Source organism: Rhizobium sp. TRM96647 (assembly GCF_025780115.1).
Lineage (GTDB): Bacteria > Pseudomonadota > Alphaproteobacteria > Rhizobiales > Rhizobiaceae > Mycoplana.
In genome coordinates, this window is sequence record NZ_JAOXHF010000002.1 from 458,539 (window position 1) to 481,906 (window position 23,368).

The following is a 23,368-nucleotide window of genomic DNA, read 5'->3' on the forward strand; positions in this document are numbered from 1 at the left end:
TCCGCTTTCGGCTATGGTCGGAACCCGTCGCGCAGGAATTGCATTGCCGTATCGCAGCCGGAGGAAAGCCCATGCCGTCGCCCGAAGCCATGTTGCCCGAGACCATGTCCCATGTCGAAGTGCGGGAGCCGGGCGGGCCGGAGCATCTCGTCATCGCCAGCGGTCCCCTTCCGCTGCTTCGCACGGGCGAGATCCTGGTTCGGGTCGCAGCCGCCGGCATCAATCGCCCCGACATCATGCAGCGCAAGGGCGACTATCCCCCGCCGCCCGGCGCAAGCCCGATCCTCGGCCTCGAGGTCGCCGGCGAAGTGGTCGCGCTCGGCCCCGGGGTGACGGCGTTTTCGGTCGGCGACAAGGTCTGCGCGCTGGCGAACGGCGGCGGCTATGCGGAATATTGCGCCGTCCCGGCCTCCCAGGCGCTGCGGTATCCGAAAGGCTACGACGCCGGCAGGGCGGCGGCCCTTCCCGAGACCTTCTTCACCGTCTGGGCCAATCTCTTCATGATGGCGGAACTGAAGGCCGGCGAGACCGTGCTCGTCCACGGCGGCACGAGCGGCATCGGCACCACGGCGATCCAGCTTGCCCGGGCCTTCGGCGCAAGGGTCTATGCGACCGCGGGAACGGCGGAGAAATGCGAGGCCTGCGTCGGCCTCGGCGCGCACCGGGCGATCAACTACCGCACCGAGGACTTCGCCGCCGTCATCGCCGAGGAGACCGGCAGGCGCGGCGTCGATGTCATCCTCGACATGGTCGGCGCCACCTATTTCGACCGCAACCTCAAGTCGCTCGGGCTGGACGGACGGCTGTCGATCATCGCCTTCCTCGGCGGCACCTTCGCCGAGAAGGTCAACCTCGGCCCGATCCTGCGCAAGCGGCTGCGGATCATGGGATCGGCCATGCGCCCGCGCACGGCCGAGGAGAAGCAGGCGATCCGCGACGACCTCCAGGAAAGGGTCTGGCCGCTGCTCGACGCCGGGCGGCTGGCGCCGGTGATCCAGGCCGTGTTGCCGTTCGCCGAGGTCGCCAATGCCCACCGCATGCTCGAGCACGGCGACCATATCGGCAAGGTGGTGATCGCCTTCGATTGATGACTGATCAGCCGTCAGTCGCGCTCTCGCAGCAGCGAGACGGCGAGGCCGAAGGCGGCAAGGCCCGGGAGCGCGAACAGGCCATAGAGCCAGGCGGCGGCGGAGACGTTGCCGGCGATGCCGCCGGGATCGAGGAGGCCGGTGCTGTTGGCGACCACGCCGGCAAGGGCCGCCCCGAAGGCGGTGCCGAGCGCCTGCATCGTCACGATCGCCGCCGAGGCCTTGTCCTTCTCGTCGTCGGGCGCAAGCCTGAGCACCAGGGTGACGAGGTGCGCCCAGCCCATGCCGACGCCGAAGCCCATGCCGAAGATCGCAACCGTCGCCGCCGCCAGCACGGCGATGTCGCCTTGCGGATTGTGGCGCGCCAAAAGCAGCACCAGCAGCCCGGTCGAGACGGCCTCGAGCAGCGTTCCGCCGGCGATCGAGGCGATCGCGCGCCGTCCCGTCAGGCCGGCCGTCAGGAAGGCCGCGGCCGTCCAGCCGAGCGCCAGCAGCGCCACCAGATAGCCCGATGCGAGCGGCGCCACCCCGTGCAGTTCCTGCAGGAAATAGGGGATGTAGATGTCCGAGGCGAGCGCCACCAGCATCAGCAGCATGATCAGGTAGATCCGGGCAAGCGCGGATGAAAGCTCGACGGCGCCGGTCGGCAGCAGCCGTGCGCTCGCCCGCCGTTCGGCAAGCACCATCGCCGTCACGGCCACGACTGCAGCCACGGCCAGCGCCCCCCGCAGCCATATCGCCGTCACCGAGCCGGCGAAGGAGACGAGCATGGCCGAGGCCAGGATCAGCGCGATCTGGACGAAGGGGGCGGGGGTTGCGGCATGGCGATCCTCGCCGGCCGGAAGCCTGCGCGGCGCGAGCCAGGCCATGAGAAGCGCGATCGGCACGAGGATGAGGAAGGCTTCGCGCCAGGCGCTGCCGCTGGCGAAGATGCCGCCGATGCTCGGGCCGACGAAGGTGGCGATCCCCCAGACCGCGGCATAGAGCGTCGAGGCCCGGCTCCACAGCGCCTCGGGATAGACGAAGCGGATGAAGGCATAGCCGAGCGTCACCAGCAGCCCGGCCCCCAGCCCCTGCACGGCGCGGCCGGCGAGCACGATCTCCATGACCGGTGCGAGCGCGCAGACCAGGCTGCCGGCGCCGAAGAGCACGGCACCCCAGACATAGCATCGGTTCAGCGACACGCCGGCCGGCCGCACGGCGACATAGATCGAGCCGACCACCGAGGCGATCACGTAGATCGTCGTCGCCCAGGCGAACAGCGGCAGCCCGCCGATGTCGCGCACGATCGAGGGCATCAGCGTGGCAGTGATATACGTCTCGACCGCATGCAGCGCGATGCCGCCGCCAAGCATCATCGTCGCCAGCAGGTTTTCGGGGCGAAAGAGCGCCGAAAGGCGCGCCGTGTCTGCTTGCGGGGTCATGTCTGCCATGGGGATCTGACGGGAGCCGGTGTGTCGGGACGGGGTTGCACCCGACCACATTTTCACGCCCGCCGCAATGTCCGCGGAGGGAAGGGTCATGATGGGGCTGTTGCCATGATAGAACCCCCTCTGGCCTGCCGGCCATCTCCCCCGCAAGGGGGGAGAAGACCCCGGGGGAGCCCGCTTGCCCGATTGAAGCCTCGACGGCGCGGCCGGGTTAAGTCCTCTCCCTTGGGAGGGTTGGGGAGGGGCCTTGCTTTCCGATCCCGCAGCGCCCCCTATATCCCGATGCGCCCCAGCGCCGGGAACTTCACGCCCGGCCGCATGATGTCGATGCCGGCGACGAGGCCGGCGAGGTGGATCTCCAGCCCGCTGCGCAGGCCGGCGGAGAAGCCGATCAGCCCGAACAAGCTCGCATGCACGTCGCGCCCGTCAGGGGCGATGTAGACGAAGGTGCCGAAGGGCAGGAAGTCGCGCCCGACCGCGTCCGGCGGCAGCACCGCGCCGAGTTCGGGGACGTTCCGCAGCACATGGGCGACGAAGGTGTTGGAGTTCGGCCCCGGCCACATCCGGTAGCCGCCGGCCTCGGCATAAGGGTAGGAGGCGATCGCCGCCTCGACTTTCGTAATGAGGCTTGCCGCCTCCTCGCCGGCAAGGCTGACGACGGCGCGCGGCCGGTTGGAATACCAGTATGCATCGGCCGGATAGCCGTTCTTCCGGATCGGGCTTCCCCAGCCGACCTTGTCGTAGCGGTCGTAGCGTTCCGCGCCCTCCTTCTTGGTGACGATCCAGGCGTGGCTGGCAAAGGCGCCCTTCATGCCGCCGGTCGCAGCCGAGAAGACGTGGATCGTCGCCCGCGGCTCGTCGTCCGGATGCGGCAGGATGCCGGCCGAGGACCAGTTCGCCTCGCGCCACGAGCCTGGCCGGTCGAGCAGGTACCAGTAGCCGGCGCTAGCAAGCGCCGGCACCAGGTAGATGGCCAGGAACAGGGCCAGGAATTTCCTGCCGATTTTCATGCAGCCTTCTCCGTTTCCACTGCTGCGCCGGGGCGAGAATTCCGCTAATACCACAGCCGATATCGGAATTTTGAAGGCACCGGCAATGGAAAATCCCGTTCTCGTCGAGGTGACGCGCGGAAATCGCGTCGAGAGCCGCCATCGCGGCATGGTGGTGGCGGTCGATGGCGACGGCAAGGTGGCGTTTGCCCGCGGCGACATCGAGGCTGCAATCTTTCCGCGTTCGGCCTGCAAGGCGATGCAGGCGCTGCCGCTGGTCGAAGGCGGCGCGGCCGATGCCTATGGCTTCGGCGACAGGGAACTGGCGCTCGCCTGCGCCTCGCACAGCGGCGAGCCGAAGCACGTGGCGCTGGCGGCCGGCATGCTGGCTGCGGCCGGGCAGGAGGCGGGCGTTTTGGAATGCGGCGCGCACTGGTCTTTCGACCAACCCGTCCTGATCGGCCAGGCGCGCACGCTCGAGCGCCCGACGGCCCTGCACAACAATTGCTCGGGCAAGCATGCCGGCTTCGTCTGCGCCGCCTGCCACGGCGGTCTCGATCCGAAGGGCTATGTCGGCTACGACCATCCCGTCCAGGCGGAGATCCGCGCCGTCATGCAGGACCTGACGAGCACGCCGCTCGGCCGCGACGATTGCGGCATCGATGGCTGCTCCATCCCCACCTATGCCGTGCCGCTGAAGGCGCTGGCACACGGCTTTGCCAGGATGGTGACGGGCGCCGGCCTGCCGCCCGCCCGCGCAAGGGCCGCGCGCCGGCTGGTCGACGCCTGCATGGCCGAGCCCTTCTACGTCGCCGGCACCCGCCGCGCCTGCACCCGGCTGATGGAGACGGCGCCGGGGCGCATCTTCGCCAAGACGGGCGCGGAGGGCGTCTTCTGCGCCGCCGTCCCCGAAAAGGGCATCGCGATCGCGCTGAAATGCGAGGACGGCGCCACCCGCGCCGCCGAAGCCATGGTCGCTGCCACGCTCGCCCGCTTCTTCGACGACGACCCCGCCGTCGCCGCCGCCCTGATGCGCCAGGCCGACCACGCCATGAAGAACTGGAACGGCCTCCCCGTCGCCGCCGTCCGGGTGACCGAAGCGCTGCGGGGATAGCCCCGCCGGACCGCCGCTTCCCCATTTCGCAAACCGAGCCGGCCGCATCCACCCGGCCGCCCCCGCTCCCCTCCGTCATCCCGGCCCCCGAGCCGGGATGACGGGGAAGAACTGGCCCGACAAACCATCCGTTGGCACCGCCGTTCCCTTTCTCCAGCCGGTGCCGGCCGCATCCGCCTCCGTATGCCGCTCACCTTCGTCATCCCGGCCCCGAGCCGGGATCCAGCGGCGTCGCGTCCGCGGCGCGGGGAATGCGCTTTTTCGCGCAAGGACTCGCGTGGGTTGGATACCAGCGCAAGGCCGATATGCCGGGGAGGGCACTGTATCCGCCTTGGCGCCATCCCCTTTCTGCTTCGCCACCCGGAGCCGTCCGCGGCGGCCTCTCGGCAGGCCTCTTTCCCGTGCCGGTGGAAAAAAGTCGGCGGCACCTGTCGGTCCGCGCCCTATATGCGCGTCCTTGGGGCATCGGCGGCCGCGAGAGGCGGGCCGCGACCAACCGGAGGACTGATCGCATGCGCATGATTTTCGTCAACCTGCCCGTCAAGGACATGCCCGCCACCCGTCGCTTCTTCGGCGCCCTCGGCTTCACCTTCAACGAACAGTTCAGCGACGAGCAGGCCGCCTGCATGGTCGTCTCCGACGCGATCTTCGTCATGCTGATGGTGGAGGCCCGCTTCCAGGAATTCGTCAACGGCAAGGTCGGCGACCCGGAGAAGGAGACGCAGGTGCTGACCTGCCTCTCCGCCGCAAGCCGCGCCGAGGTCGACGAGTTCAAGGCCAAGGCGCTCGCCGCCGGCGCCCGCGAATGGAAGCCCAATATCGAGTTCGGCCCGATGTACGGCTGCAGCTTCCAGGACATCAACGGCCATGTCTGGGAAATGATGCATATGGCGCAGGAATAGTCGCCAGCCGCGTCCGCTCGGTTGCCGGCCTCGCAGGAGGCTCGCCCTCGTCCCCGGCCCTGTGCCGGGGATGCCGGCGCGGAAGGGGCACCGGCGCCGCCGGCTCTGCCCGCAGTCCGTCTTGGCCGCCGCGGCGGAAAACGCGGCCGGATGGTGTCCCGCTTCCCGGCTTGCCATCCGCCGGCATATGCGCTCTGTTGCGGCGGCGACCAACGGCCCGGAGGATTTCGCCATGCTGACGCTTCACTTCGCCCCGAACACCTGCGCGCTGGCATCGCTGATCGCGCTGGAGGAGAGCGGGCTGGCCTTTGAGGTGAAGACGGTGGATTTCGCCGTTTCCGAGCAGCGCTCGCCGGCCTATCTCGAGATCAACCCCAAGGGCCGCGTGCCGGCGCTTGCCACCGATCGCGGCGTCCTGACCGAGACGCCGGCGATCCTCGCCTATATCGCCCAGGTCGTGCCGGAAAAGCGCCTCGCGCCGCTGGACGATCCCTTCGCCTTCGCGCAGTTGCAGGCCTTCACCGCCTATCTGTGCTCGACGGTCCACGTGGCCCACGCCCACTTCCGCCGCGGCGCGCGATGGTCGGACGATCCGGCCGCGCAGGAGACGATGCGGGCGAAGGTGCCGCAGAACATGGCCGAGTGCTTCGGCCTGATCGAGGCGACGATGCCTTCCGGCCCCTGGGCGATGGGCGAAGCCTATAGCGTCGCCGATCCCTATCTCTTCACCATCAGCGGCTGGCTGAAATCGGACGGCGTCGATATCGACAGCTTTCCGCGGGTCGCCGCGCATCGCGCCCGCATGCTGGAACGCCCCGCCGTCGCCCGGGCGCTGGAGCGGGCGGCGGGCTGAGCCGCGCCGGGTCGCTGCCGCAACCACGCGCCGGCAATCTTCGGATTGCAGAAGGACACGCGAGACGGACGGTTCGCCCGCTGCCGCCCCGGCCCGTCGCTATCCGTCGCCGGCCGGCAGCAGCTTGCGCAGCTTCGCCGGCGCCCGCCTGAGCCAGGCCTCGCCGAGGCGCTGGCGCAGTTCGTCGTCGCCGATCGCGCCGGCGCGCACCAGCACGGCCGGCCAGCCGTGATAATGCGGCGTCTCGTAGTAGATCTCCGGCGCCAGTTCGAGGAAATGCTCCTTCTCGTCGAGCGGCATCGACAGCACGACGGTCCCGGCGTCCCTCGCCGTGGCGATCATCCTGCCTGCGACCTTCAGCGCGGCGGCACCATAGGAGGTGCCGGTCTCGACGCCGGGCAGACCCGCCGCCAACCGCTCCAGGCGCGCCACGAGCGCTGCCGTCTCCGTCCCTGTCTCCGCCATGACGCCGTCTCCCTCCGGACAGACACTAGCGCATCGGCGGCCTTGCCGCGACTGCCTTGCCTGAAAGGCGGCTTGCGACAGGCTCAGGGCCGGCACGCCGCCGGTGCGGAAAGGTCCGGGACCCTCTGAAGGCTATGGAAGGGCAGGTCGGCGCGCTGGCGCTCGTCCATCGCCTCGATGTCGGGATGCGCCAGCGGATCGCGGATCCAGATGCAGTCCCGGTCGTCGGGCTTACGCACCAATGTGTCGACTGGGGTGAAAAGGTTCAAGAAAAGCTTCAGCATCGTCCTCTCCCGTTCAAGGGATTGGCCGCTCGTGTCTTGCGAGTGGGCGTTGGGATCAAAGGAGTATGGTTGGATACTGGATCAGCCCGGCCGTGAATTCAATTGAGCAGTTCAGGCGTATGCTATAGAAAAACTATATGAATCCGTTGAACAGCATCCATCTGAACGGCCTGCGGGCGATCGAGGCGGTCGGGCGGCTCGGCTCGCTGCAGGCGGCGGCGGACGAACTGGGCGTCACCGTCGGCGCCGTCAGCCAGCAGGTGATCAAGGCCGAGGCGCAACTGGGGCGCACGGTGTTCGAGCGCACCGCCCGCGGCATGCGGCCGACGCCCTTCGGCGCCCCGTTCCTGCGCAAGCTTTCGGCGGGCTTTCGCGAGCTGGCCGAGGCGGTCGGCAGCGCCCGCCATCGCGACGATACGATCCTCGTGATCTCGGTCGCGCCGATCTTCGCCTCGCGCTGGCTGATCCACCGCATCCATCAGTTCAGCGCCGCCCACCCCGAGATCAGCCTGCGGATCGAATCGACCACCGCGCTTGCCGACCTGTCGGGCTCGGATGTCGATCTCGGCATCCGCATCGGTCCGGGCACCTGGCCGGGCGTGCGGGCGGAATTCGTGCTGCCGCAGGAGATGTTTCCGGTCTGCACGCCGGACCTGGCGAAGCGGCTGAAGACGCCGGCCGACCTCGTCGACATGCCGGCGGTGATCGATGCGAACGACGAATTCACCTGGGACCGCTGGCTTGCGGCAGCGGGGCTGGACCAGCCGGCGCCGCGCACCCGCCATGTGTTCAGCGACGCCTCGCTCTGCCTCGACGCCGCGCTCGCCGGCCAGGGGGTGCTGCTGGCCTGGCCGATCCTCGCCTCCTGGGCGCTGGCGGAAGGCCGGCTGGTCGCCCCCTTCGGCATCCGGGTGAAGACCGGCATGGGCTATTACTTCATCACCGCGCCGGACGTGCGCGAGCCGCGCAAGGTGACGCTCTTCAAGGCATGGATGCGCCGCGCGATCGCCGAAAGCATCGGCGACGATGGCGGCGGCGGGCCTATTCCAGCTCCTGCTGGCGCGCCGCCATCATCGCCTTGAAGGCCGGCCGCGCCTGGCAGGCGGCAAGCCATGCCCTGACGTTCGGCGCGGCGTCGAAGAGTTCCGTCTCGCTCATCGTATAGCGGAACACCTCGGCGAGGTTCAGGTCGGCGACGGTGAAGCGGTCGGAGACGACATGGCCGGTCGCGGCGAGCCGCCGGTCGAGCAGCGCGAATGCCTTCTTCAATGCCTTGGTGGCGGCGCGGATCGTCAGCCGTCCCTGCTCGCTCGCGGCCGCATGGGTGTCGAGCGTCAGGATGATCTTGACCGCATGCGGTTCGACCTCCGTCGCAGCCCATGTCGTCCATTGCAGCATCTCCGCCTCTTCCTTGAGCGTCAGGCCGGACAGCGGGCCGCCATGTTTGCGGGCGAGGTAGAGGTTGATCGCCAGCGATTCGCTCATCACGAAGCCGCCGTCGTCGATGCAGGGGATAAGGCCGGTCGGATTGACGGCGAGGAAATCCGGCGACTGCGTGTTCAGCGGCGCATCGGCCGCAGCCGGATCGTCGAGCCGCCGCGCCTGGATCACCGGCACGGAGGCGAAGGCAAGGCCGAGTTCACCTGCCATCCAGTAGTTTCGCGACGCGCGCGAGCGATAGACGCCGTAGATCGTGAGCATGTGCGGTCCTCCGTTTCGGTGCCGCACCATAGGCAAGCGGCGGGCAGGATGACAGCGCGTGCCGGTGATCGAACGATGAATTGTGGTGATCGGATGTGCCGCGGCCGGGCAGGAGGCGAAAGGTCAGGCGCGATGCGGTATGATCGCGCGTGACCGTTCGCGTCCGCGGGGCTCCTGTCGGGGTTGCCGTGCCGCTTCCGCGTGATTGCCGCACGGGCATCACAGGCGGGCGCGCCCGCGAAGGGTTGGGATCAACAGGGGGACCCGGGATGAAGCGGCTTTTCAACATTCTTTCGGCGGCGCTGCTGCTTCTGGCCCCGCTTCTTCTGGCCCCTACCTTCGGCGCGGCGCGCGACTACAAGGCCGGCAGCATCGAGATCCTCCAGCCGGTTGCCAAGGCGACGATGCCCGGCCAGCCGGTCGGCGGCGGCTTCTTCACCCTCGTCAATCACGGCGCCGAGCCCGATCGCCTCGTCTCCATCACCTCGCCGGTCTCCGGCGAGATGCAGATGCATGAGATGAGCCTGCAGGACGACGTCATGCAGATGCGCAAGCTCCCCGACGGCATCCCGGTCCCGCCCGGCGCGACGGTCAGGCTCGAGACCGGCGGGATGCACGTGATGTTCATGAGGATCGCCGCCCCCTTCCGGGAAGGCGAGAGCATCCCCGCCACCCTGACCTTCGAGAAGGCGGGCGTGGTCGAGGTCGAGTTCGAGGTGGAGGCGTTCAGGTCCGGCAGCGCGGCGGGCGCGGGCCACAAGGCACATTAGAGCATTGCCGGCGATCATAGAACCGCCGGCAATGCTCCGGTTTTTACGCCACTTTTGCTGGAGTTGCTCTAGCCGGAGCGGTTTCATACATCATGGCGTTCCTTTCAGTGCGTTCGACGGTCAGGAGCCCGCACCTGCGAGACGCGCTGACGGATCGACTGCAATCGCGATCTTTCCTCGAAGACCGTTGTTCGGGGTCTCCAGCCGGGCATGGGCGAGCGCAATGTCGGCAAGCGGATAGACGGCGCCCACATGCGGCCGCAGCTGGCCACGCTCCACCAAGGTGCTCAACTCGTCGAGCTTGCCGCGGTTTTGCCTTGTGAACACGAAGTGAAAACTGGCGTTCTTGCCCCATGCTTCGATGAGGTTCTGCGGCTGGGCGATGTCCACGATCGAGACAACGCGACCCAGTTGTGCGAGCGCGTCGGGGCTGCGGGACAACGCGTCCCCGCCAATCGTGTCGAACACGACATCGACGCCGCGGCCATCCGTTTCCCGCATGACGGCGTCGACATAATCTTCCTTCGTGTAGTCGATGACGACATCGGCCCCGACACTGCGGGCGAACGCGAAGTTGTCTTCGCGCACCGTCGTGAACACCTTCGCACCGATGGCTTTCGCCACCTGGATCGCCACATGACCGACCCCGCCCGCGCCGCCATGGATCAGGATGCTTTCTCCCACCCTGAGCGCCACGCGCCCGACCAGGGCTTCCCACACCGTCCCGCCGACGAGGCTCAGGCTGGCCGCTTCGAGATGGCTGAGCGAGGCGGGCTTCCTTGCGATGATGCCCTCGTTCGCAACGTGGTACTCGGCATAGCTTCCCGGACCGTCGAATATCCGCGGGGTGTACCAGACCTCGTCTCCCGGCGAGAACGCCGTCACGCCCGGACCGACGGCTTCGACAACGCCGGAAACGTCATGACCGGTGATGGCCGGCAAGGGGACCAGGTCGCGATAGTCGCCGCGCCGAACCTGGTAGTCCAGGGGGTTGATCGACGTGGCATGGACCCGCACCAGGACTTGTCCGGCCTGCGGAACGGGCTTTGGCATGTCGCGAAGCTCGAACGCGTCCGGGCCGCCAAAGGAATTGAGTGTCATCGCTTTCATTTCCAGATCCTCACTTCGTTAAAAAGGAATATCGAGAAATCTCGATATTTCATGTCAAAAAATTACAGGTCCTTGCCGATGATCTCGGCCAGGGCACGGATGGTTGCTTCATTCCGCTTGTAGTAGGTCCACTGACCAATGCGCCGGACTTCGACCAGGCCTGCGCGTTGCAGCGTTGCCAGATAGTCGGACACCGTCGACTGCGACAGCCCGACGCCTTCTTGAATACTGCTGACGCAGACCCCTACTGTATGAACGTCGCCTTCATCCTGTGGAGGGAAGTTCTTCGCGGGATCCTTCAGACCTTTCACGATTTCGAGACGTGTCCGGTTCGAGAGGGCTTTGAATATTTCGAGCAATTCCATGCCCTGATAATATCGATATTTACCGATATGTCAATACGCAGGGCAGCGGCCATGTCGGCGGCATTGGTAACAGGGTACCGGATGGCAGCGCAGCGACGGGCCGGGGCGGGCCGATCGGGGCGGACGGAGATGGGAAAGGCACGCAGAGTAACCTTCCCCATCCCGCCCCATCGCCCCCTCCGGCGTTCGGGAAACCGGAAGGAGCGAGTTCCAGAGGCCGCGAGGCGGATCGCCCGGCGGCCTGTCTTCGAGTTGACCGCGGGCGCGTCGGCCAGACGCGCACCGCGGGAGCGCCTGCCCGGCTTATCCCGTCCGGTTGCGCTCGATCGTGAGATGGGCGAAGGGCTCCGCCCCGTCCGCAAGCTCGCCCGTCGTCCGCTCGTTCCAGCGGTAGCCGGCGATGGCGCCCTGCGGCGTTTCCGAAAAGACGTTGCCCGAGATGAGCGCCGTGCCGGCGCCCTCGACCACGGTCACGGCGCAGCCGATAGGCGCGGCGCGCACGAGATTGCCGTTGACGACGAGGCCGCGCATGTAGGGCCCCCAGCCGAGCATCAGGCCGTATCTCGGTGCGTTCTCGATGGTGTTGCCGCTGACGACGGTGTCGGCCTCCACGGCGATGCCGAAGCCGAAGCCGGCGCCGTCGTGGACGTAGGGGCCGTCGAGCTTCAGGTTGCGCACGACGTTGCCGGTGACCGTCGCGAGCCGCCCGCCCTCGTTGAAGTTGACGATCAGGATGCCGTTGGCCGCCCCGTCGATCAGGTTGCCGCTGACGATCGCGCCCTCGAAGCCGAACTCGGAATAGATCGCCGTCTCCCCCGAGGCGAGGCAGGTGTTCGCGGATATCTGGACGTTGGAGCCGGCATTGGAGCGGATCGCGGAAAACGCGCAGTCGGAGAGGTGATTGTTCGTCACCATCACGTTGTCGGCGCGGAAGATGTTGATGCCGTTGCCGTATTCGCCGGTGCCGCCGCTGCGCGCGCCGATGCCTGAGACCCGGTTGCCGGTCACCATCGTGCCGTCCGGCCCCTTGGTCCAGCGGTGCACGAGGATGCCGCCGTCGGCGCAGTCGAGCACGGTGTTGGCGGCGATCGAAAGCCCGGTGCTCTCGATCGCATGGATCGCATGCTCCGCCGCGCCCGAAATGCGGTTCTTCTCGATGCGGCCGCCGCAACGCTCCAGGTGGAGCGCGGATTTCGACGAGCCCTTGATCTCGCAGTTCTCGATCCTGACGTCGCTGGCGGCGGCAAGATGGACGAGGCCTTCCACCGTGTCGTCGAGCCAGCGGTTGTTGCCGTCGATCACCAGGTCTTCGAGCACGATGCTGCCGGCGCCCTGGCAGGCGAACAGGTAGCCGTCGCCGCCGTAGAGGATCCGGGTGGCGCCGGCAACGCCGGTCAGCCGCGTGTTGTCGGGCAGGTCGATGTTGGAGACGACATAATCGCCGGGCGGCAGGAAGACCGGCATCTGCTTCGCCGTGGCCTCCTTCAGGAGTCGGGAAAAGGCCTTGCTCTTGCGGTCGCCGCCGCCTGGCCGCACGCCATGCGCCGAGGCGTCGATGGCGCCGCGCAGGTCGACCTCGATTGCCGCCGGCATGCCTGCGGCGCGCGCCGGCGCGGCTGCGCCGAGCACCCCGAGGCCGATCGAAGAGATGATTAGGCGTCTGGTAACCATTTCTGCTCCTTGGCCTACGGGGAGCAGGAACCGTGCCAGATTGTTCTGTGCCAAAATGACACGGATTCCGCGTGATTGCGCCCGCCCGCCGCCGGAGGGCCTGTCCATCGCGGGACGGCTTGCGAAAACGGGGCACCGGCCGGCCTGCGCGGCCGGCCCGGCCGCCGTGCCGTTTCCGTGCGGAAGTCGCCGGATATCCGGCATTGGAACGAATGGATTCAGCTTTGGATAATGGTCTGGAGTGTAGCTTTGGGTTGCAATGACGAGGTCCTGCCGCACACAAGGCAGGCAGGTTGGGGAATTGCGGATGCAGCTGTCAGAGCATTTGTCGCCGCCGGAAGGCGAGACGATAGATCCGACATCGCGCCTGCTTGCGGCGAGCGAGCGGCTGATGGCGGAGGCTGCGCGCCGTTTTCCCATCGCCGGCGATCCGCACAGTCGCGCCTACTGGATGGAGGCGATGATCAACCAGGCGCCGGACTATTTCTTCTTCAAGGACCGCGACAGCCGCTTCCTGCTGGCCAATCACTCCGTCATCTCCGACCTCTACAGGGAGACGGACCTGACCGGCAGGACCGATTTCGACCTCTTTCCGCCCGAACTCGCGCAGCAGTTCTTCGAGATCGAGCAGGAGATCATGCGCTCGGGCGAGCCGATGCTGGACATGGAGGAGAAGATCCCGGACGGCCGGGGCGGGCTGAAGTGCCTGCTCACCTCCAAGCTGCCGATGCGCAACGAGCAGGGCGAAATCGTCGGCATCATCGGCATTGCCCGCGATATCACCGAGCGCATGCGCCAGGAGCAACTGCATCTCGGCCAGGCGGAGCTTCTGAAGATGATCGCGGTCGGCGCGCCGCTGAAGGATGTCTTCACCGCGCTCATCCACCTGATCGAGGGGCAGGTCGCCGATGTCGCGGGCTCGATCCTGCTGCTCGACCCGGCGGAAAACTGCCTGCGGCACGTCGCTGCCCCCAATCTCGATCCGGACTGCTTCACCCGCATCGACGGCATCCCGATCGGCCCGGCGGTCGGCTCCTGCGGCACCACCATGTGGCGCGGCGAGCCGGTGTTCGTCGCCGACATCGCGGCCGATCCGCTCTGGGAAGGCTATCGCGACCTCGCTTTGCCTTTCGGCTTCCGCTCCTGCTGGTCGGCGCCGATCCTTTCCTATCAGGGCCAGGTGCTCGGTTCGCTCGGGCTCTACGGGCGCACGCCCGGCCTGCCGTCCGCCGCCTGCCAGAAGCTGCTCGGCATGGCCACGCACATCGCCGGCATCGCGATCGAGCGCAAGCAGGCCGAGGACCGCATCCAGTTCGTCGCCCATCATGACGTTCTGACCGGCCTGCCCAACCGCAGCATGCTCGACGAGCGCATCTCCAGCGCGATCGAGGCCGCCGACGACGCCAACGGCACGATCGCCGTCGCCTTCATCGACCTCGACAACTTCAAGCTGGTCAACGACAGCCTCGGCCATCACGCCGGCGACGAACTGCTCAAGACGGTGTCGCGGCGGATGCTGGACAAGCTGCGCCCGGAGGATTCGCTGGTGCGCCTCGGCGGCGACGAGTTTGTCGTCCTCCTCACCGGCCCGCGCCGCAGGAACGAGCAGCTGTCGGTCCGGCTGGAATCGATCCGCAGGGCGGTCGCCGATCCCGTCCTGCTCGAGGGCCACAGCGTGCAGGTCACCTGCAGCATGGGCGTCGCCCTCTATCCCGGCCACGGCCGCAACGCCACGGAACTGCTCGCCAATGCCGACCTCGCCATGTACCGCTCCAAGGAGATCGGCCGCGACGCGCTGCAGTTCTTCACCGCCGAGATGGCGTCGAGCGCGCATGAGAAGCTGCGCTACCAGGAGGAACTGCGCCGGGCGATCGCGCGCCAGGAGTTCGTGCTCCACTATCAGCCGCAGATGGACCTGAAGACCGGGCACATCTTCGCCGTCGAGGCGCTGATCCGCTGGAACCACCCCGAGCGCGGGCTGCTGATGCCCGGCGACTTCATTCCCTTCGCCGAGGAGGCCGGCCTGATCGGCCAGATCGGCGACTGGACGCTCCGGGCCGCCTGCCGGCAGAACAAGGCCTGGCAGGACGCCGGACTGCCGCCGGTCGTCGTCAGCGTCAACGTCTCCGCCCGCCAGTTCCAGGAGCCGGAATGGGTCGAGCGCGTCGCCTCGGCCCTGAAGCGAAGCGGGCTTGAGGCGCGCTATCTCGAGCTCGAGCTGACCGAAAGCGTGATCATGGCCGACGTGCAGCAGGCCGTCGCCCTCATGCACCGGCTGGAGGAACTGGGCGTGCATCTGGCGATCGACGATTTCGGCACCGGCTATTCCAGCCTCAGCGCGCTCAAGCGCTTCCCGGTCGACCGCCTCAAGATCGACCGCTCCTTCGTCCAGGACCTGCCCGACGATCCCGACGACGCGGCGATCGCCCGCGCCATCATCTCGCTCGCCCATACGCTGCAACTGAAGGTGATCGCCGAGGGCGTGGAGACCCGCGAGCAACTGGATTTCTTGCGCGGCGCCGGCTGCGACGAGATCCAGGGCTACTATCTGAGCAAGCCCGTGCGCGCCGAAGGCATCGAGACCCTGCTCCGCATTCCCAATATCTGAGCTGTCACGACGTGTGCGGTGGACGCCGGCCCTCCGCGAAGGACAAGGCGACATCATCGCCTTGTCCTGTCCTGCTCCGGATCAAGCCGCCTTGGCGACGACAGGAAGGCGGAAAGGGGCACCCAGGCGATTGAAGGCGTTCATGGCCGCTATGGCAATCGTCAGATCGACCAGCTCTTTCGGTGCGAACGCCGCAGACGCCGCCGCGTAGGCCTCGTCGGAGGCATGGGTTTCGCTGAGCCGGGTCACTTCCTCGGCCCACGCCAGGGCGGCGCGCTCCTGATCGGAGAACAGATGCGGGACTTCATCCCACACCGGCACCAGCGTGATCCTGTCGACCGACATGGTCTTGCGCAGATCGCGGCTGTGCAGATCGATGCAATGGGCGCAGCCGTTGATCTGCGATACCCGGAGAAACACAAGATGGATAAGGTCTTCGGGCAGGTTCGTGCTCTTCATCACGTAGTGATGGACACCCAGCAACGCTTTCGCGCCTTCCGGCGCGATCTCATACCAGTTCATGCGGGCCATATGTTTGACTTTCCTGTCATTGGTTCATGGTGTTTCGTCGCCGGTGCTTCGCACCGCCGGCAAATCGTCGCGACTTCTGCAAGAACTTGCTGTGAGAAGGTCGGGCGCTTCCTGCAGCGCAGCTTATGACAAGCTTTCCGTCGTCATCCGTGTCGCCTCGTATTCGCGCGCGAGCAGGGTTCGTTTTCTTTCAAGCCCCCAGGTGTACCCGAAGAACGTGCCGTCGCTTTTCACCACCCGATGACACGGAATGGCAACAGCAAGCGGATTCGAAGCACAGGCGCTGGCAACTGCACTGACGGCCCGGGGGTGACCGACGCGCCTCGCAATCTCGTCGTATGAGACCGTGCTTCCGGCAGGAACCGACTGCAGGGCATGCCATACGCGCCGCTGGAAGACGGTTCCCCGGATGTCCAGCGGCAGATCCTTCGAAAGATTGGGAGCCTCGATCAGGCCGACGACCTGGGCGACGGTGCGTTCGTAGTCGGCATCGCCTCCGACCAGGATCGCTTTCGGAAAACGATCCTGCAGGTCGCGAAGCAAGGTCTCCGGGTCGTCGCCGATCAGGATTGCGGCGATACCCTTTGGACTTGAGGCGACGACGATTGCCCCGAGCGAGGTTTGTCCAACGGCAAAATGCAGCGTTTCCTGCGTTCCGCCATCCCTGAAATGACGCGGCGTCATGCCGAGCGACCTGTTGGTGACGGCGTAGAACCGCCCGCTCGAACCATAGCCCGCGTCATAGAACGCCTCGGTCACGGGACGCCCGCGGACAAGTTTTTCCCTCACGTCCGCCGCTCGCTTTTGCTCCCGGTACGCCCGCGGCGTCAGGCCGGTGTGCTTGCGAAAAAGTCGATGGAAATGTCCTTCACTCACGCCGACAGCATGCGCCAGCGCGGATACGGAAGCGGCATCGTCAGCCTCTTCGATCAGCCTGCATGCTTCGGCGATGATTTCGCCATTTCGTTGCTCGACGTTTCCCTCGTTCGGCCGGCAGCGACGGCAGGGTCGAAATCCGGCACGCTCGGCCTCTTCCGCGGATCGGAAACGACGGAGGTTCTCGGCGCGCGGCGCACGGGAGCCACAGGAATTCAGGCAGTAGATGCCAGTGGTGATGACGCCGCGCCAGATGCCGTCAACGCGGGTATCTGCGCCCGGATCAGGCTTGAGCGCGCCCTCGGTCATCAGGATTGGTCCCGGCGCTGCGCGCCGAATGGATTGTCGATCAGATAACGCCACAAGCCGTCGTCACCTCGTCGTGCAATATCCGTTGCCGTCGCCACCATGTTGATCTCGGTCCCGTCGCGAGCGGTGCCGATGTAGGACCAGTCGAGGATGAGCAACGCCGTATCCGCTGCGACAAACAGGTGGCGTTGCGTGATCGACATTTGCAGGCCGAGAGAAAAATACTTCTCAAGTTCGGCTCCGATTGCCGCGCGCCCTTTGTGCTCATGCCCGGCCGCGTCGATAATCATACCGTCCGAATGGTAGTAGCCGAGCATTGTTTCGACGTCGAGGGAGTTGAGGTGGGCCAGCAAGGCCGGGACGATACCTTCCGGCGTGGCTGCCAGGGCGTGATTCTGCATCATGTCGTCTATCCTGTCTTCATGTCGCCCGCCGTCTGCGGGGCAGGACGTTGATGACACGAACACAAGGACCAGAAACTCCGTTTTCTGATCTCAGATTTTCCTTTTTGGCAATGACGGCCTTTGGCGGCTTTGAACGGACCAAACGGGCGGGGCTTCTCCGATCGGCGGGCGCTTGCGGTCCGCTGGTTTCGCTATTTCTTCTTCGCTTGATCGTAATGCCACTTGATGGCGAAGAACATGCCCGTGCCTAACACGAGAATCTTGAGCGGAAAGAAGACTATAGGGAACCAATCCCACATTTCGGATATTTCCAGGCTATTGCTTGACGCTATCTGTCGTGACGGATCACTACCTCAAGACTGCTGCATGCGACATCAGCCATGTTGACGCAGAGATCGTGACATTCCCACGCACACGGCATGAGTGGGCTTGCCCGGAGGTATCGGCCAGTGCTTTCGAGCTTGGTGCGATCGGGCAGAACCGGGGCGGCCCACCGCCCGCGATGGGACAGGTCCACGACATCATCGTTTGCCGTTGCCGACCCTTCGCAGACATTGTCCGAAGACCGTGCAGGCAAACCGGCTTCCGCCCGCACGCTCGACTTACGGCACGTGCTGCATGATGATCTGCGTGTGCAGCATCGGGGCTTCGGCGCCGAAATAGGTTTCCAGCAGCGGCAGGAAATCGTCGGACAGGTAGAAGTCCGTCAGCGCCCGGTCTGCCAGCAGGCGGAAGTCGGCGTCGCCGCGGCGGAGCGCAATCGCATAGGGTTCATGCGTGATCAGGCGGTCGCCGACCTTGAGCGCGGACGGATCGCGCGCCCGCTTGGCCAGGCTGACGAGCAGCGCCTGATCGGCGATGTAGGCATCGATCTTGCGATCCTCCAGCGCCTTGAGCCCGTCCTCATGCGTGTTGAAATCGGCAAGCCGGGTCTTGGATTCCTGGATCGCCAGCGCCTCGTGCAGGGTCGCCGTCGTCGTCGTGTTCGCGCGCATGCCGATGACGTTCGTGGCCGGGCGCTCGCTGACGGCGTGAACGGCGGGTCCGTCGAGAAAGAGCGTCTGCAGGTAGTCGGGTGAATCCTTGCGCAGCAGCGCGCTCGCGCCGGTGAGAAAGATCGGCTGCGAGAAATCGACGATCTCCCGCCTCTGCAAGGTCACGGTGATCGAACCGCAAAGCAGGTCGATCTCTTCGTTCCTGACCTCATCGAAGCCGTTGGCGAGCGTCATCTCGACATATTCGCGTTTCAACTGCGGAAACTGATGTTCGATCTCGTCGGCGATCCTGCCGCACAGGTCGATGGCATATCCCGCAGGTTCGGCCCCCGGTTGGCCGGAGGAAAAGGGCGCCTGGTCGGCGATGTAGCCGATCCGCACGGTTCCACGTTTCGCGATCGTGTCGAGCGTTGCGGCCGCGGTCGCCAGGGCGGAAAGGCAAAGAGCGAGGCTCGCCAGCAGAAGCCGCCTCATGCGCCTGGCCATACGTGTCTGCGGGGCACCTGCATGATCCCTGTCTCCCAAAACGGTGTCGATGCCAAAGGCGTGCCCGCAGCTTATGGGCTGCCCCCCATATGTCAACCGAGGACGCCCGGTGTCGTCCGGCTGTCTCGCCATCATCGCAAGGTCGATCCGCCCATGGCCGCAAATGGCGCAGGGACGCCTCCGCGCCTGCGGCACCGCGCCCGCTGCGCCTCCTGCGTCCCTTCTCCCCGCAGGCGGGGAGAAGGACGATCGCCTATCGGCGCCGCCAGTAGTGGACTTCCATCATCTTCTCCCAGCCCTTGCCCGGCTTGTTGACGATCGCGGTCAGCGTGCGGTGGTCGTCGTCGATGAAGGTGATCACGTCCTGATAGGGCAGGCGCTTGCCCTCGTTCTCGAAATCCGGGCCCTCGCTGTGCAGCGCCAGCACGTTGCCGGTCGGCTCCAGGATCCCGTCATAGTGCCACAGATGCGTCATCATCGAGCCGATCCAGGTGCCGGTATAGCGGTCGCGGGCGGGATCGTAGCCGATCGTCATCACCGATTCGCCCGGCTCGCCGTCCGGCATCAGCCCGCGGCCCTCGCACAGCACCCACAGCCCGCCGACGCGGCGGACGGTTTCCGTCCAGGTGGTTTCCGCCGGCGGTCCGGCTGTCGCCTCGTCGGAGACGTCCCAGGTGCCCACCAGCCGCTCCAGCCACCGGTGCTGTGTCGTGATCTCTGCCATTGCCGCTACCTCCCGTGCGTGTCGTCCGCGATAGAAACTCGGAGCCATCCCCTGTCCGCCAAGGCCAGCTTAGGACCTGCGGCATGGTGGCTCTTGACAAGACTACGTTGATATCAACAGTAGTGCAAATGACCGAGCATGCTGCCATCCCCGCCGTTTCCCACGATACCACGCTGCACGTGCGTGACCATTGCCTCTGCCTGCATGCCCAGAGGGCCGCCCGCGCGCTCGGGCGCCGCTTCGACGAGGCGCTGCGCCCGGTGGGCCTGACCAACGGCCAGTTCTCGCTGCTGATGGCGCTCAATCGTCCCGAGCCGCCGCCGATGGCGCCCGTCGCGGCCCTGCTCGCCATGGACCGGACGACGCTGACGGCGGCCGTCAAGCCGTTGTCGCGCCGCGGCCTCGTCGCCGTCCTGCCCGATCCGCGCGACCGCCGCGGCCGCAGGCTGGCGCTGACCGAAGCGGGCAGGGACCTTCTGGCCCGCGCCCTGCCGATCTGGGTCGAAACCCATGCCGCAGTCGAAGCCGGCCTTACCGGCGTCGACGTCGACGCGCTGCGGCAGGGATTGACGATGCTGTCCTGAGCGGTGGTCATCCCGAGCGCCCGTCATGCGGCGCGATGGCGGAGCGGCCGGGTTCGCCGGAGCATGCCTCCGCAAAGTCGCCGCCCGCTCTGGCGGCCCGCGCAAATTCGCCTATCTTTCCGGGGATGAAGCCAGATCAGCTGCTCTATCCTGCGCCCGCCGGCCTCTATTGCCCCTCCGGCGATTTCTACGTCGATCCGATGCGGCCGGTCGCCCGCGCGCTGATCACCCACGGCCATTTCGACCATGCCCGCGCCGGCCACGGCGCGGTGCTGGCCACCCGCGAGACGCTCGACATCATGGCGATCCGCCACGGCGCGGATTTCTGCGGGACCGCGCAGGCCGTCGCCTTCGGCGAGACGATCGACCTCTCGGGCACGAAGGTCTCCTTCCATCCGGCCGGTCACGTGCTCGGCTCGGCGCAGATCGCGATTTCGGCCGGCGGCATCCGCTTCTGCGTCTCCGGCGACTACAAGCGCAGCCCCGACCCCACCTGCGCGCCCTACGAGCCGGTCGCCTGCGACGTCTTCATCACCGAGGCGACCTTTGGCCTGCCGGTGTTCCACCACCCCGACCCGAAGGGCGAGATCGGCAAGCTTCTGACCTCGCTGAGGCAGTTTCCCGGGCGCAGCCACCTCGTCGGCGCCTATTCGCTCGGCAAGGCGCAGCGCGTCATCCGGCTCCTGCGCGACTGCGGCTACGACCGGCCGATCTACATCCATGGTTCGCTGGCAAGGCTCTGCGACTACTACGTCTCGCGCGGCATCGATCTCGGCGAGTTGCGCCCGGCGACGCTGGAAAAGGGGGACCTGACCGATCTCTCCGGCGCCGTGATCGTCGGCCCGCCGTCCGCCTTCGGCGAGCGCTGGGCGCGCCGCTTCCCCGAGCCGCTGGTCGCGTTCGCCTCCGGCTGGATGATGGTGCGCCAGCGCGCCCGGCAGGGCGGCGTCGAGCTGCCGCTGGTTATCTCCGACCATTGCGACTGGCCCGAGTTGACCGAAACCATCCGCGACCTCGCCCCGGCCGAGGTCTGGGTCACCCATGGCCGCGAGGAGGCGCTGGTGCGCTGGTGCGAACTCACCAACATCCCCGCCCGCCCGCTGCACCTCGTGGGGTATGAGGACGAGGGGGATTGATGGTGCTTCATCGCAATCGGACTGGCGACCTCATTGCGGCCGTGCCATCCCCGCCGCCCCCCTCATCCGCCTGCCGGCACCTTCTCCCCGGTGGGGAGAAGAGCCCGGGCGGCCACGCCCTCGCCAAAGGAAAGCTCGGTAACGTTGCGCCACCTGCGCACTCCCTCTTCTCCCCGTCGGGGAGAAGGTGGCCCGCAGGGCCGGATGAGGGGGGCTTCGCCGCGGTGCACCGGATGGCCGACAGCTTCGGCCGGCGCCGGCCGAACCCCTCTCCCTTGTGGGGAGGGGGTGGGGAGAGGACTTGCTGCACGGCGGCACCCCCATGAAAGCCTTCGCCAGCCTCCTCGATCGCCTCGTGCTCACCCCGTCGCGCAACGGCAAGCTGAAGCTTCTCGCCGACTATTTCCGCGACACGCCCGATCCCGATCGCGGTTATGGCCTTGCGGCGATCGCCGGCACGCTGGACCTGAAGAGCGTCAAGCCGGCGCTGCTGCGCGATCTGGTGCTGGAGCGGATGGACGAGGTGCTGTTCCGCTATTCCTACGATTACGTGGGTGACCTCGCCGAGACTATCGCGCTCGTCTGGGACCAGGAGCGAAAGGAGCGGATCGACGAGGCCGGCCAGCCGCGCCTGTCCGCCGTCGTCACCCGCATGAACGCGCTCGGCCGCACCGAGGTGCGGGGAGCCGTGCGCGACCTGCTCGACCGGCTCGATCCGTCCGCCCGTTTCGCCTTCATCAAGCTCGCCACCGGCGCCCTGCGCATCGGCGTCTCGGCGAGGCTCGCCAAGCAGGCGCTCGCCGATTTCTCCGGCCGCGACATCATCGAGATCGAGACCCTGTGGCACGGGCTCGAGCCGCCCTACGAGGCGCTGTTTGCCTGGCTGGAGGGCAGGGCGGAACGCCCGGTGCTGGCGACGCCGGCGATCTTCCATTCGGTCATGCTGGCAAATCCCGTGGGCGAGGGCGATCTCGACGGCCTCGATCCGGCCGATTTCGCCGCCGAATGGAAATGGGACGGCATCCGCGTCCAGCTCTCGGCCGCGGGCAGCACCCGCAGGCTCTATTCCCGCTCCGGCGACGACATCTCGGCCGCCTTCCCCGACATCGTCGAGGCCATGACCTTTCAGGGCGTGATCGACGGCGAACTTCTGGTCGGTGGCACCGCCCGCTCCAACAGCGCGACGCGCAGCTTCTCAGACCTGCAGCAACGGCTGAACCGCAAGACGGTCAACGCCCGCATGCTGGAGGACTATCCCGCCTTCGTGCGCGCCTACGATATCCTGTTTGATGCCGAGGCGGACGTGCGCCCGGAAACCTTCGTCGCGCGCAGGTCCCGCCTCGCCGGGCTGGTCGAAAAGGCCCCGCACGACCGCTTCGACCTCTCGCCGCTGGTGCCGTTCTCAAGCTGGGACGAGCTCGAACGCCTGCGCGCCGATCCGCCCGATCCGGTCATCGAGGGCGTGATGATCAAGCGTCTCGACAGCGCCTATCAGGCCGGCCGACTGAAGGGTCCGTGGTTCAAGTGGAAGCGCGATCCCTACAATGTCGATGCCGTGCTGATGTATGCCCAGCGCGGCCACGGCAAGCGCTCCAGCTATTATTCCGACTTCACCTTCGGCGTCTGGGCGCAAGGTCCGGAAGGTGGGGCGGAGGGCGAGGTGCTGGTGCCGGTCGGCAAGGCCTATTTCGGCTTCACCGACGCCGAGCTCGAGGTGCTCGACCGCTTCGTGCGCAACAACACCGTCGAGCGCTTCGGCCCGGTGCGCGCGGTGCGCGCCGAGCCCGGCTTCGGCTTCGTCGTCGAGGTCGCCTTCGAGGGCATCAACCGCTCCACCCGCCACAAGTCCGGCGTCGCCATGCGCTTCCCCCGCATCGCCCGCCTGCGCGACGACAAGCTCCCCCGCGATGCCGACCGGCTGGAGACGCTGATGGCGCTGGTGGAGGCGAAAGAGGCGGGGTAGGGGGCGGAGG

Annotated in this window: 23 protein-coding genes; 10 read left to right on the top strand and 13 right to left on the bottom strand. The window is 67.0% G+C overall.

Annotated features, from left to right (window positions below; genetic code table 11):
* Nucleotides 1–71: 71 nt before the first annotated feature.
* Nucleotides 72–1,088: an NAD(P)H-quinone oxidoreductase gene (locus OCK02_RS05150; protein ID WP_263811867.1), complete on the top strand. Its 1,017-nt coding sequence runs from the start codon at nucleotides 72–74 to the stop codon at nucleotides 1,086–1,088.
* A 14-nt stretch (nucleotides 1,089–1,102) separates the two neighbouring features.
* Here OCK02_RS05150 and OCK02_RS05155 read toward each other — a convergent pair whose 3' ends face one another.
* Together OCK02_RS05155 and OCK02_RS05160 are read right to left on the bottom strand one after the other, a co-directional pair.
* Complete coding sequence (locus tag OCK02_RS05155; protein ID WP_412178753.1) at nucleotides 1,103–2,521, bottom strand: MFS transporter; 1,419 nt, start codon at nucleotides 2,519–2,521, stop codon at nucleotides 1,103–1,105.
* Between the two features lie 269 nt (nucleotides 2,522–2,790).
* A complete protein-coding gene (locus OCK02_RS05160) occupies nucleotides 2,791–3,528 on the bottom strand; it encodes a DUF3750 domain-containing protein (protein WP_263811868.1) in 738 nt (245 codons plus the stop codon).
* 85 nt (nucleotides 3,529–3,613) lie between these two features.
* Between OCK02_RS05160 and OCK02_RS05165 the strand changes: the two genes are divergently transcribed.
* The 3 genes from OCK02_RS05165 (at nucleotide 3,614) to OCK02_RS05175 (ending at nucleotide 6,376) form a co-directional block, all read left to right on the top strand.
* Entirely contained in the window at nucleotides 3,614–4,621 is a 1,008-nt protein-coding gene (locus tag OCK02_RS05165) for an asparaginase (RefSeq protein WP_263811869.1), read from the top strand.
* Nucleotides 4,622–5,133: 512 nt separating this feature from the next.
* Nucleotides 5,134–5,523 carry a VOC family protein gene (locus tag OCK02_RS05170; protein WP_230803035.1) on the top strand — a complete coding sequence of 130 codons (390 nt, stop codon included), beginning with the start codon at nucleotides 5,134–5,136 and terminating at the stop codon, nucleotides 5,521–5,523.
* Nucleotides 5,524–5,755: 232 nt separating this feature from the next.
* Entirely contained in the window at nucleotides 5,756–6,376 is a 621-nt protein-coding gene (locus OCK02_RS05175; RefSeq protein ID WP_263811870.1) for a glutathione S-transferase family protein, read from the top strand.
* 99 nt (nucleotides 6,377–6,475) lie between these two features.
* Here the strand turns inward: OCK02_RS05175 and OCK02_RS05180 are convergent, their stop codons facing one another.
* Together OCK02_RS05180 and OCK02_RS05185 are read right to left on the bottom strand one after the other, a co-directional pair.
* Nucleotides 6,476–6,841 (bottom strand): MmcQ/YjbR family DNA-binding protein, encoded by a 366-nt coding sequence (locus tag OCK02_RS05180; RefSeq protein ID WP_263811871.1) that lies wholly within the window; start codon nucleotides 6,839–6,841, stop codon nucleotides 6,476–6,478.
* Between the two features lie 83 nt (nucleotides 6,842–6,924).
* Nucleotides 6,925–7,125: a hypothetical protein gene (locus tag OCK02_RS05185; RefSeq protein WP_230803038.1), complete on the bottom strand. Its 201-nt coding sequence runs from the start codon at nucleotides 7,123–7,125 to the stop codon at nucleotides 6,925–6,927.
* 137 nt (nucleotides 7,126–7,262) lie between these two features.
* Here OCK02_RS05185 and OCK02_RS05190 point away from each other — a divergent pair, with 137 nt between their 5' ends.
* Nucleotides 7,263–8,207 carry a LysR substrate-binding domain-containing protein gene (locus OCK02_RS05190; protein WP_263811872.1) on the top strand — a complete coding sequence of 315 codons (945 nt, stop codon included), beginning with the start codon at nucleotides 7,263–7,265 and terminating at the stop codon, nucleotides 8,205–8,207.
* On the opposite strand, the gene OCK02_RS05195 is transcribed toward OCK02_RS05190, so the two are convergent.
* Nucleotides 8,167–8,826, bottom strand: coding sequence for a glutathione S-transferase family protein (locus OCK02_RS05195; protein WP_263811873.1), 660 nt, complete (start codon nucleotides 8,824–8,826; stop codon nucleotides 8,167–8,169). The two genes, OCK02_RS05190 and OCK02_RS05195, sit on opposite strands and share 41 nt — an antisense overlap.
* A 269-nt stretch (nucleotides 8,827–9,095) precedes the next feature.
* Between OCK02_RS05195 and OCK02_RS05200 the strand changes: the two genes are divergently transcribed.
* Nucleotides 9,096–9,596, top strand: a complete 501-nt coding sequence (locus tag OCK02_RS05200; RefSeq protein ID WP_263811874.1) for a copper chaperone PCu(A)C — start codon at nucleotides 9,096–9,098, stop codon at nucleotides 9,594–9,596.
* A 120-nt stretch (nucleotides 9,597–9,716) separates the two neighbouring features.
* Here the strand turns inward: OCK02_RS05200 and OCK02_RS05205 are convergent, their stop codons facing one another.
* From OCK02_RS05205 to OCK02_RS05215, 3 genes are all read right to left on the bottom strand, one after another.
* On the bottom strand, nucleotides 9,717–10,706 hold the full coding sequence (locus OCK02_RS05205; protein WP_263811875.1) for a zinc-dependent alcohol dehydrogenase family protein: 990 nt from the start codon (nucleotides 10,704–10,706) through the stop codon (nucleotides 9,717–9,719).
* A gap of 62 nt (nucleotides 10,707–10,768) precedes the next feature.
* On the bottom strand, nucleotides 10,769–11,071 hold the full coding sequence (locus OCK02_RS05210; protein WP_263811876.1) for an ArsR/SmtB family transcription factor: 303 nt from the start codon (nucleotides 11,069–11,071) through the stop codon (nucleotides 10,769–10,771).
* A 303-nt stretch (nucleotides 11,072–11,374) separates the two neighbouring features.
* Entirely contained in the window at nucleotides 11,375–12,742 is a 1,368-nt protein-coding gene (locus tag OCK02_RS05215) for a TIGR03808 family TAT-translocated repetitive protein (RefSeq protein WP_263811877.1), read from the bottom strand.
* A gap of 307 nt (nucleotides 12,743–13,049) precedes the next feature.
* On the opposite strand from OCK02_RS05215, the gene OCK02_RS05220 reads away from it, so the two are divergent.
* Nucleotides 13,050–15,350, top strand: coding sequence for an EAL domain-containing protein (locus tag OCK02_RS05220; protein ID WP_263811878.1), 2,301 nt, complete (start codon nucleotides 13,050–13,052; stop codon nucleotides 15,348–15,350).
* A gap of 81 nt (nucleotides 15,351–15,431) precedes the next feature.
* Here the strand turns inward: OCK02_RS05220 and OCK02_RS05225 are convergent, their stop codons facing one another.
* The 5 genes from OCK02_RS05225 to OCK02_RS05245 form a co-directional block, all read right to left on the bottom strand.
* Nucleotides 15,432–15,881 (bottom strand): carboxymuconolactone decarboxylase family protein, encoded by a 450-nt coding sequence (locus tag OCK02_RS05225; RefSeq protein WP_263811879.1) that lies wholly within the window; start codon nucleotides 15,879–15,881, stop codon nucleotides 15,432–15,434.
* Nucleotides 15,882–16,004: 123 nt separating this feature from the next.
* Nucleotides 16,005–17,066: a bifunctional DNA-binding transcriptional regulator/O6-methylguanine-DNA methyltransferase Ada gene (ada, locus tag OCK02_RS05230; protein WP_263811880.1), complete on the bottom strand. Its 1,062-nt coding sequence runs from the start codon at nucleotides 17,064–17,066 to the stop codon at nucleotides 16,005–16,007.
* The gene (locus OCK02_RS05235) at nucleotides 17,066–17,470 is read right to left on the bottom strand and encodes a YybH family protein (protein ID WP_263811881.1); all 405 of its coding nucleotides are present in this window, start codon (nucleotides 17,468–17,470) and stop codon (nucleotides 17,066–17,068) included. The genes ada and OCK02_RS05235 overlap by 1 nt, the downstream gene beginning before the upstream one ends.
* A 602-nt stretch (nucleotides 17,471–18,072) precedes the next feature.
* A complete protein-coding gene (locus OCK02_RS05240) occupies nucleotides 18,073–18,939 on the bottom strand; it encodes an amino acid ABC transporter substrate-binding protein (RefSeq protein WP_263811882.1) in 867 nt (288 codons plus the stop codon).
* Nucleotides 18,940–19,204: 265 nt separating this feature from the next.
* Nucleotides 19,205–19,675: a DUF1579 domain-containing protein gene (locus OCK02_RS05245; RefSeq protein WP_230803047.1), complete on the bottom strand. Its 471-nt coding sequence runs from the start codon at nucleotides 19,673–19,675 to the stop codon at nucleotides 19,205–19,207.
* A 128-nt stretch (nucleotides 19,676–19,803) separates the two neighbouring features.
* On the opposite strand from OCK02_RS05245, the gene OCK02_RS05250 reads away from it, so the two are divergent.
* From OCK02_RS05250 to OCK02_RS05260, 3 genes are all read left to right on the top strand, one after another.
* Complete coding sequence (locus tag OCK02_RS05250; protein ID WP_263811883.1) at nucleotides 19,804–20,259, top strand: MarR family winged helix-turn-helix transcriptional regulator; 456 nt, start codon at nucleotides 19,804–19,806, stop codon at nucleotides 20,257–20,259.
* A gap of 125 nt (nucleotides 20,260–20,384) precedes the next feature.
* Entirely contained in the window at nucleotides 20,385–21,395 is a 1,011-nt protein-coding gene (locus OCK02_RS05255) for a ligase-associated DNA damage response exonuclease (protein ID WP_263811884.1), read from the top strand.
* A gap of 322 nt (nucleotides 21,396–21,717) precedes the next feature.
* Entirely contained in the window at nucleotides 21,718–23,358 is a 1,641-nt protein-coding gene (locus OCK02_RS05260) for a cisplatin damage response ATP-dependent DNA ligase (RefSeq protein WP_263811885.1), read from the top strand.
* The last annotated feature ends 10 nt before the right edge of the window (nucleotides 23,359–23,368 follow it).

Coding starts and splice junctions, on each gene's coding strand:
- OCK02_RS05255 (WP_263811884.1), top strand. CDS start 20,385: ATGAAGCCAGATCAGCTGCTCTATCCTGCGCCCGCCGGCCTCTATTGC.
- OCK02_RS05170 (WP_230803035.1), top strand. CDS start 5,134: ATGCGCATGATTTTCGTCAACCTGCCCGTCAAGGACATGCCCGCCACC.
- OCK02_RS05180 (WP_263811871.1), bottom strand. CDS start 6,841: ATGGCGGAGACAGGGACGGAGACGGCAGCGCTCGTGGCGCGCCTGGAG.
- OCK02_RS05235 (WP_263811881.1), bottom strand. CDS start 17,470: ATGATGCAGAATCACGCCCTGGCAGCCACGCCGGAAGGTATCGTCCCG.
- OCK02_RS05260 (WP_263811885.1), top strand. CDS start 21,718: ATGAAAGCCTTCGCCAGCCTCCTCGATCGCCTCGTGCTCACCCCGTCG.
- OCK02_RS05165 (WP_263811869.1), top strand. CDS start 3,614: ATGGAAAATCCCGTTCTCGTCGAGGTGACGCGCGGAAATCGCGTCGAG.
- ada (WP_263811880.1), bottom strand. CDS start 17,066: ATGACCGAGGGCGCGCTCAAGCCTGATCCGGGCGCAGATACCCGCGTT.
- OCK02_RS05185 (WP_230803038.1), bottom strand. CDS start 7,125: ATGCTGAAGCTTTTCTTGAACCTTTTCACCCCAGTCGACACATTGGTG.
- OCK02_RS05200 (WP_263811874.1), top strand. CDS start 9,096: ATGAAGCGGCTTTTCAACATTCTTTCGGCGGCGCTGCTGCTTCTGGCC.
- OCK02_RS05225 (WP_263811879.1), bottom strand. CDS start 15,881: ATGGCCCGCATGAACTGGTATGAGATCGCGCCGGAAGGCGCGAAAGCG.
- OCK02_RS05155 (WP_412178753.1), bottom strand. CDS start 2,521: ATGGCAGACATGACCCCGCAAGCAGACACGGCGCGCCTTTCGGCGCTC.
- OCK02_RS05220 (WP_263811878.1), top strand. CDS start 13,050: ATGCAGCTGTCAGAGCATTTGTCGCCGCCGGAAGGCGAGACGATAGAT.
- OCK02_RS05190 (WP_263811872.1), top strand. CDS start 7,263: ATGAATCCGTTGAACAGCATCCATCTGAACGGCCTGCGGGCGATCGAG.
- OCK02_RS05250 (WP_263811883.1), top strand. CDS start 19,804: ATGACCGAGCATGCTGCCATCCCCGCCGTTTCCCACGATACCACGCTG.
- OCK02_RS05160 (WP_263811868.1), bottom strand. CDS start 3,528: ATGAAAATCGGCAGGAAATTCCTGGCCCTGTTCCTGGCCATCTACCTG.
- OCK02_RS05240 (WP_263811882.1), bottom strand. CDS start 18,939: ATGAGGCGGCTTCTGCTGGCGAGCCTCGCTCTTTGCCTTTCCGCCCTG.
- OCK02_RS05175 (WP_263811870.1), top strand. CDS start 5,756: ATGCTGACGCTTCACTTCGCCCCGAACACCTGCGCGCTGGCATCGCTG.
- OCK02_RS05195 (WP_263811873.1), bottom strand. CDS start 8,826: ATGCTCACGATCTACGGCGTCTATCGCTCGCGCGCGTCGCGAAACTAC.
- OCK02_RS05150 (WP_263811867.1), top strand. CDS start 72: ATGCCGTCGCCCGAAGCCATGTTGCCCGAGACCATGTCCCATGTCGAA.
- OCK02_RS05245 (WP_230803047.1), bottom strand. CDS start 19,675: ATGGCAGAGATCACGACACAGCACCGGTGGCTGGAGCGGCTGGTGGGC.
- OCK02_RS05210 (WP_263811876.1), bottom strand. CDS start 11,071: ATGGAATTGCTCGAAATATTCAAAGCCCTCTCGAACCGGACACGTCTC.
- OCK02_RS05215 (WP_263811877.1), bottom strand. CDS start 12,742: ATGGTTACCAGACGCCTAATCATCTCTTCGATCGGCCTCGGGGTGCTC.
- OCK02_RS05205 (WP_263811875.1), bottom strand. CDS start 10,706: ATGAAAGCGATGACACTCAATTCCTTTGGCGGCCCGGACGCGTTCGAG.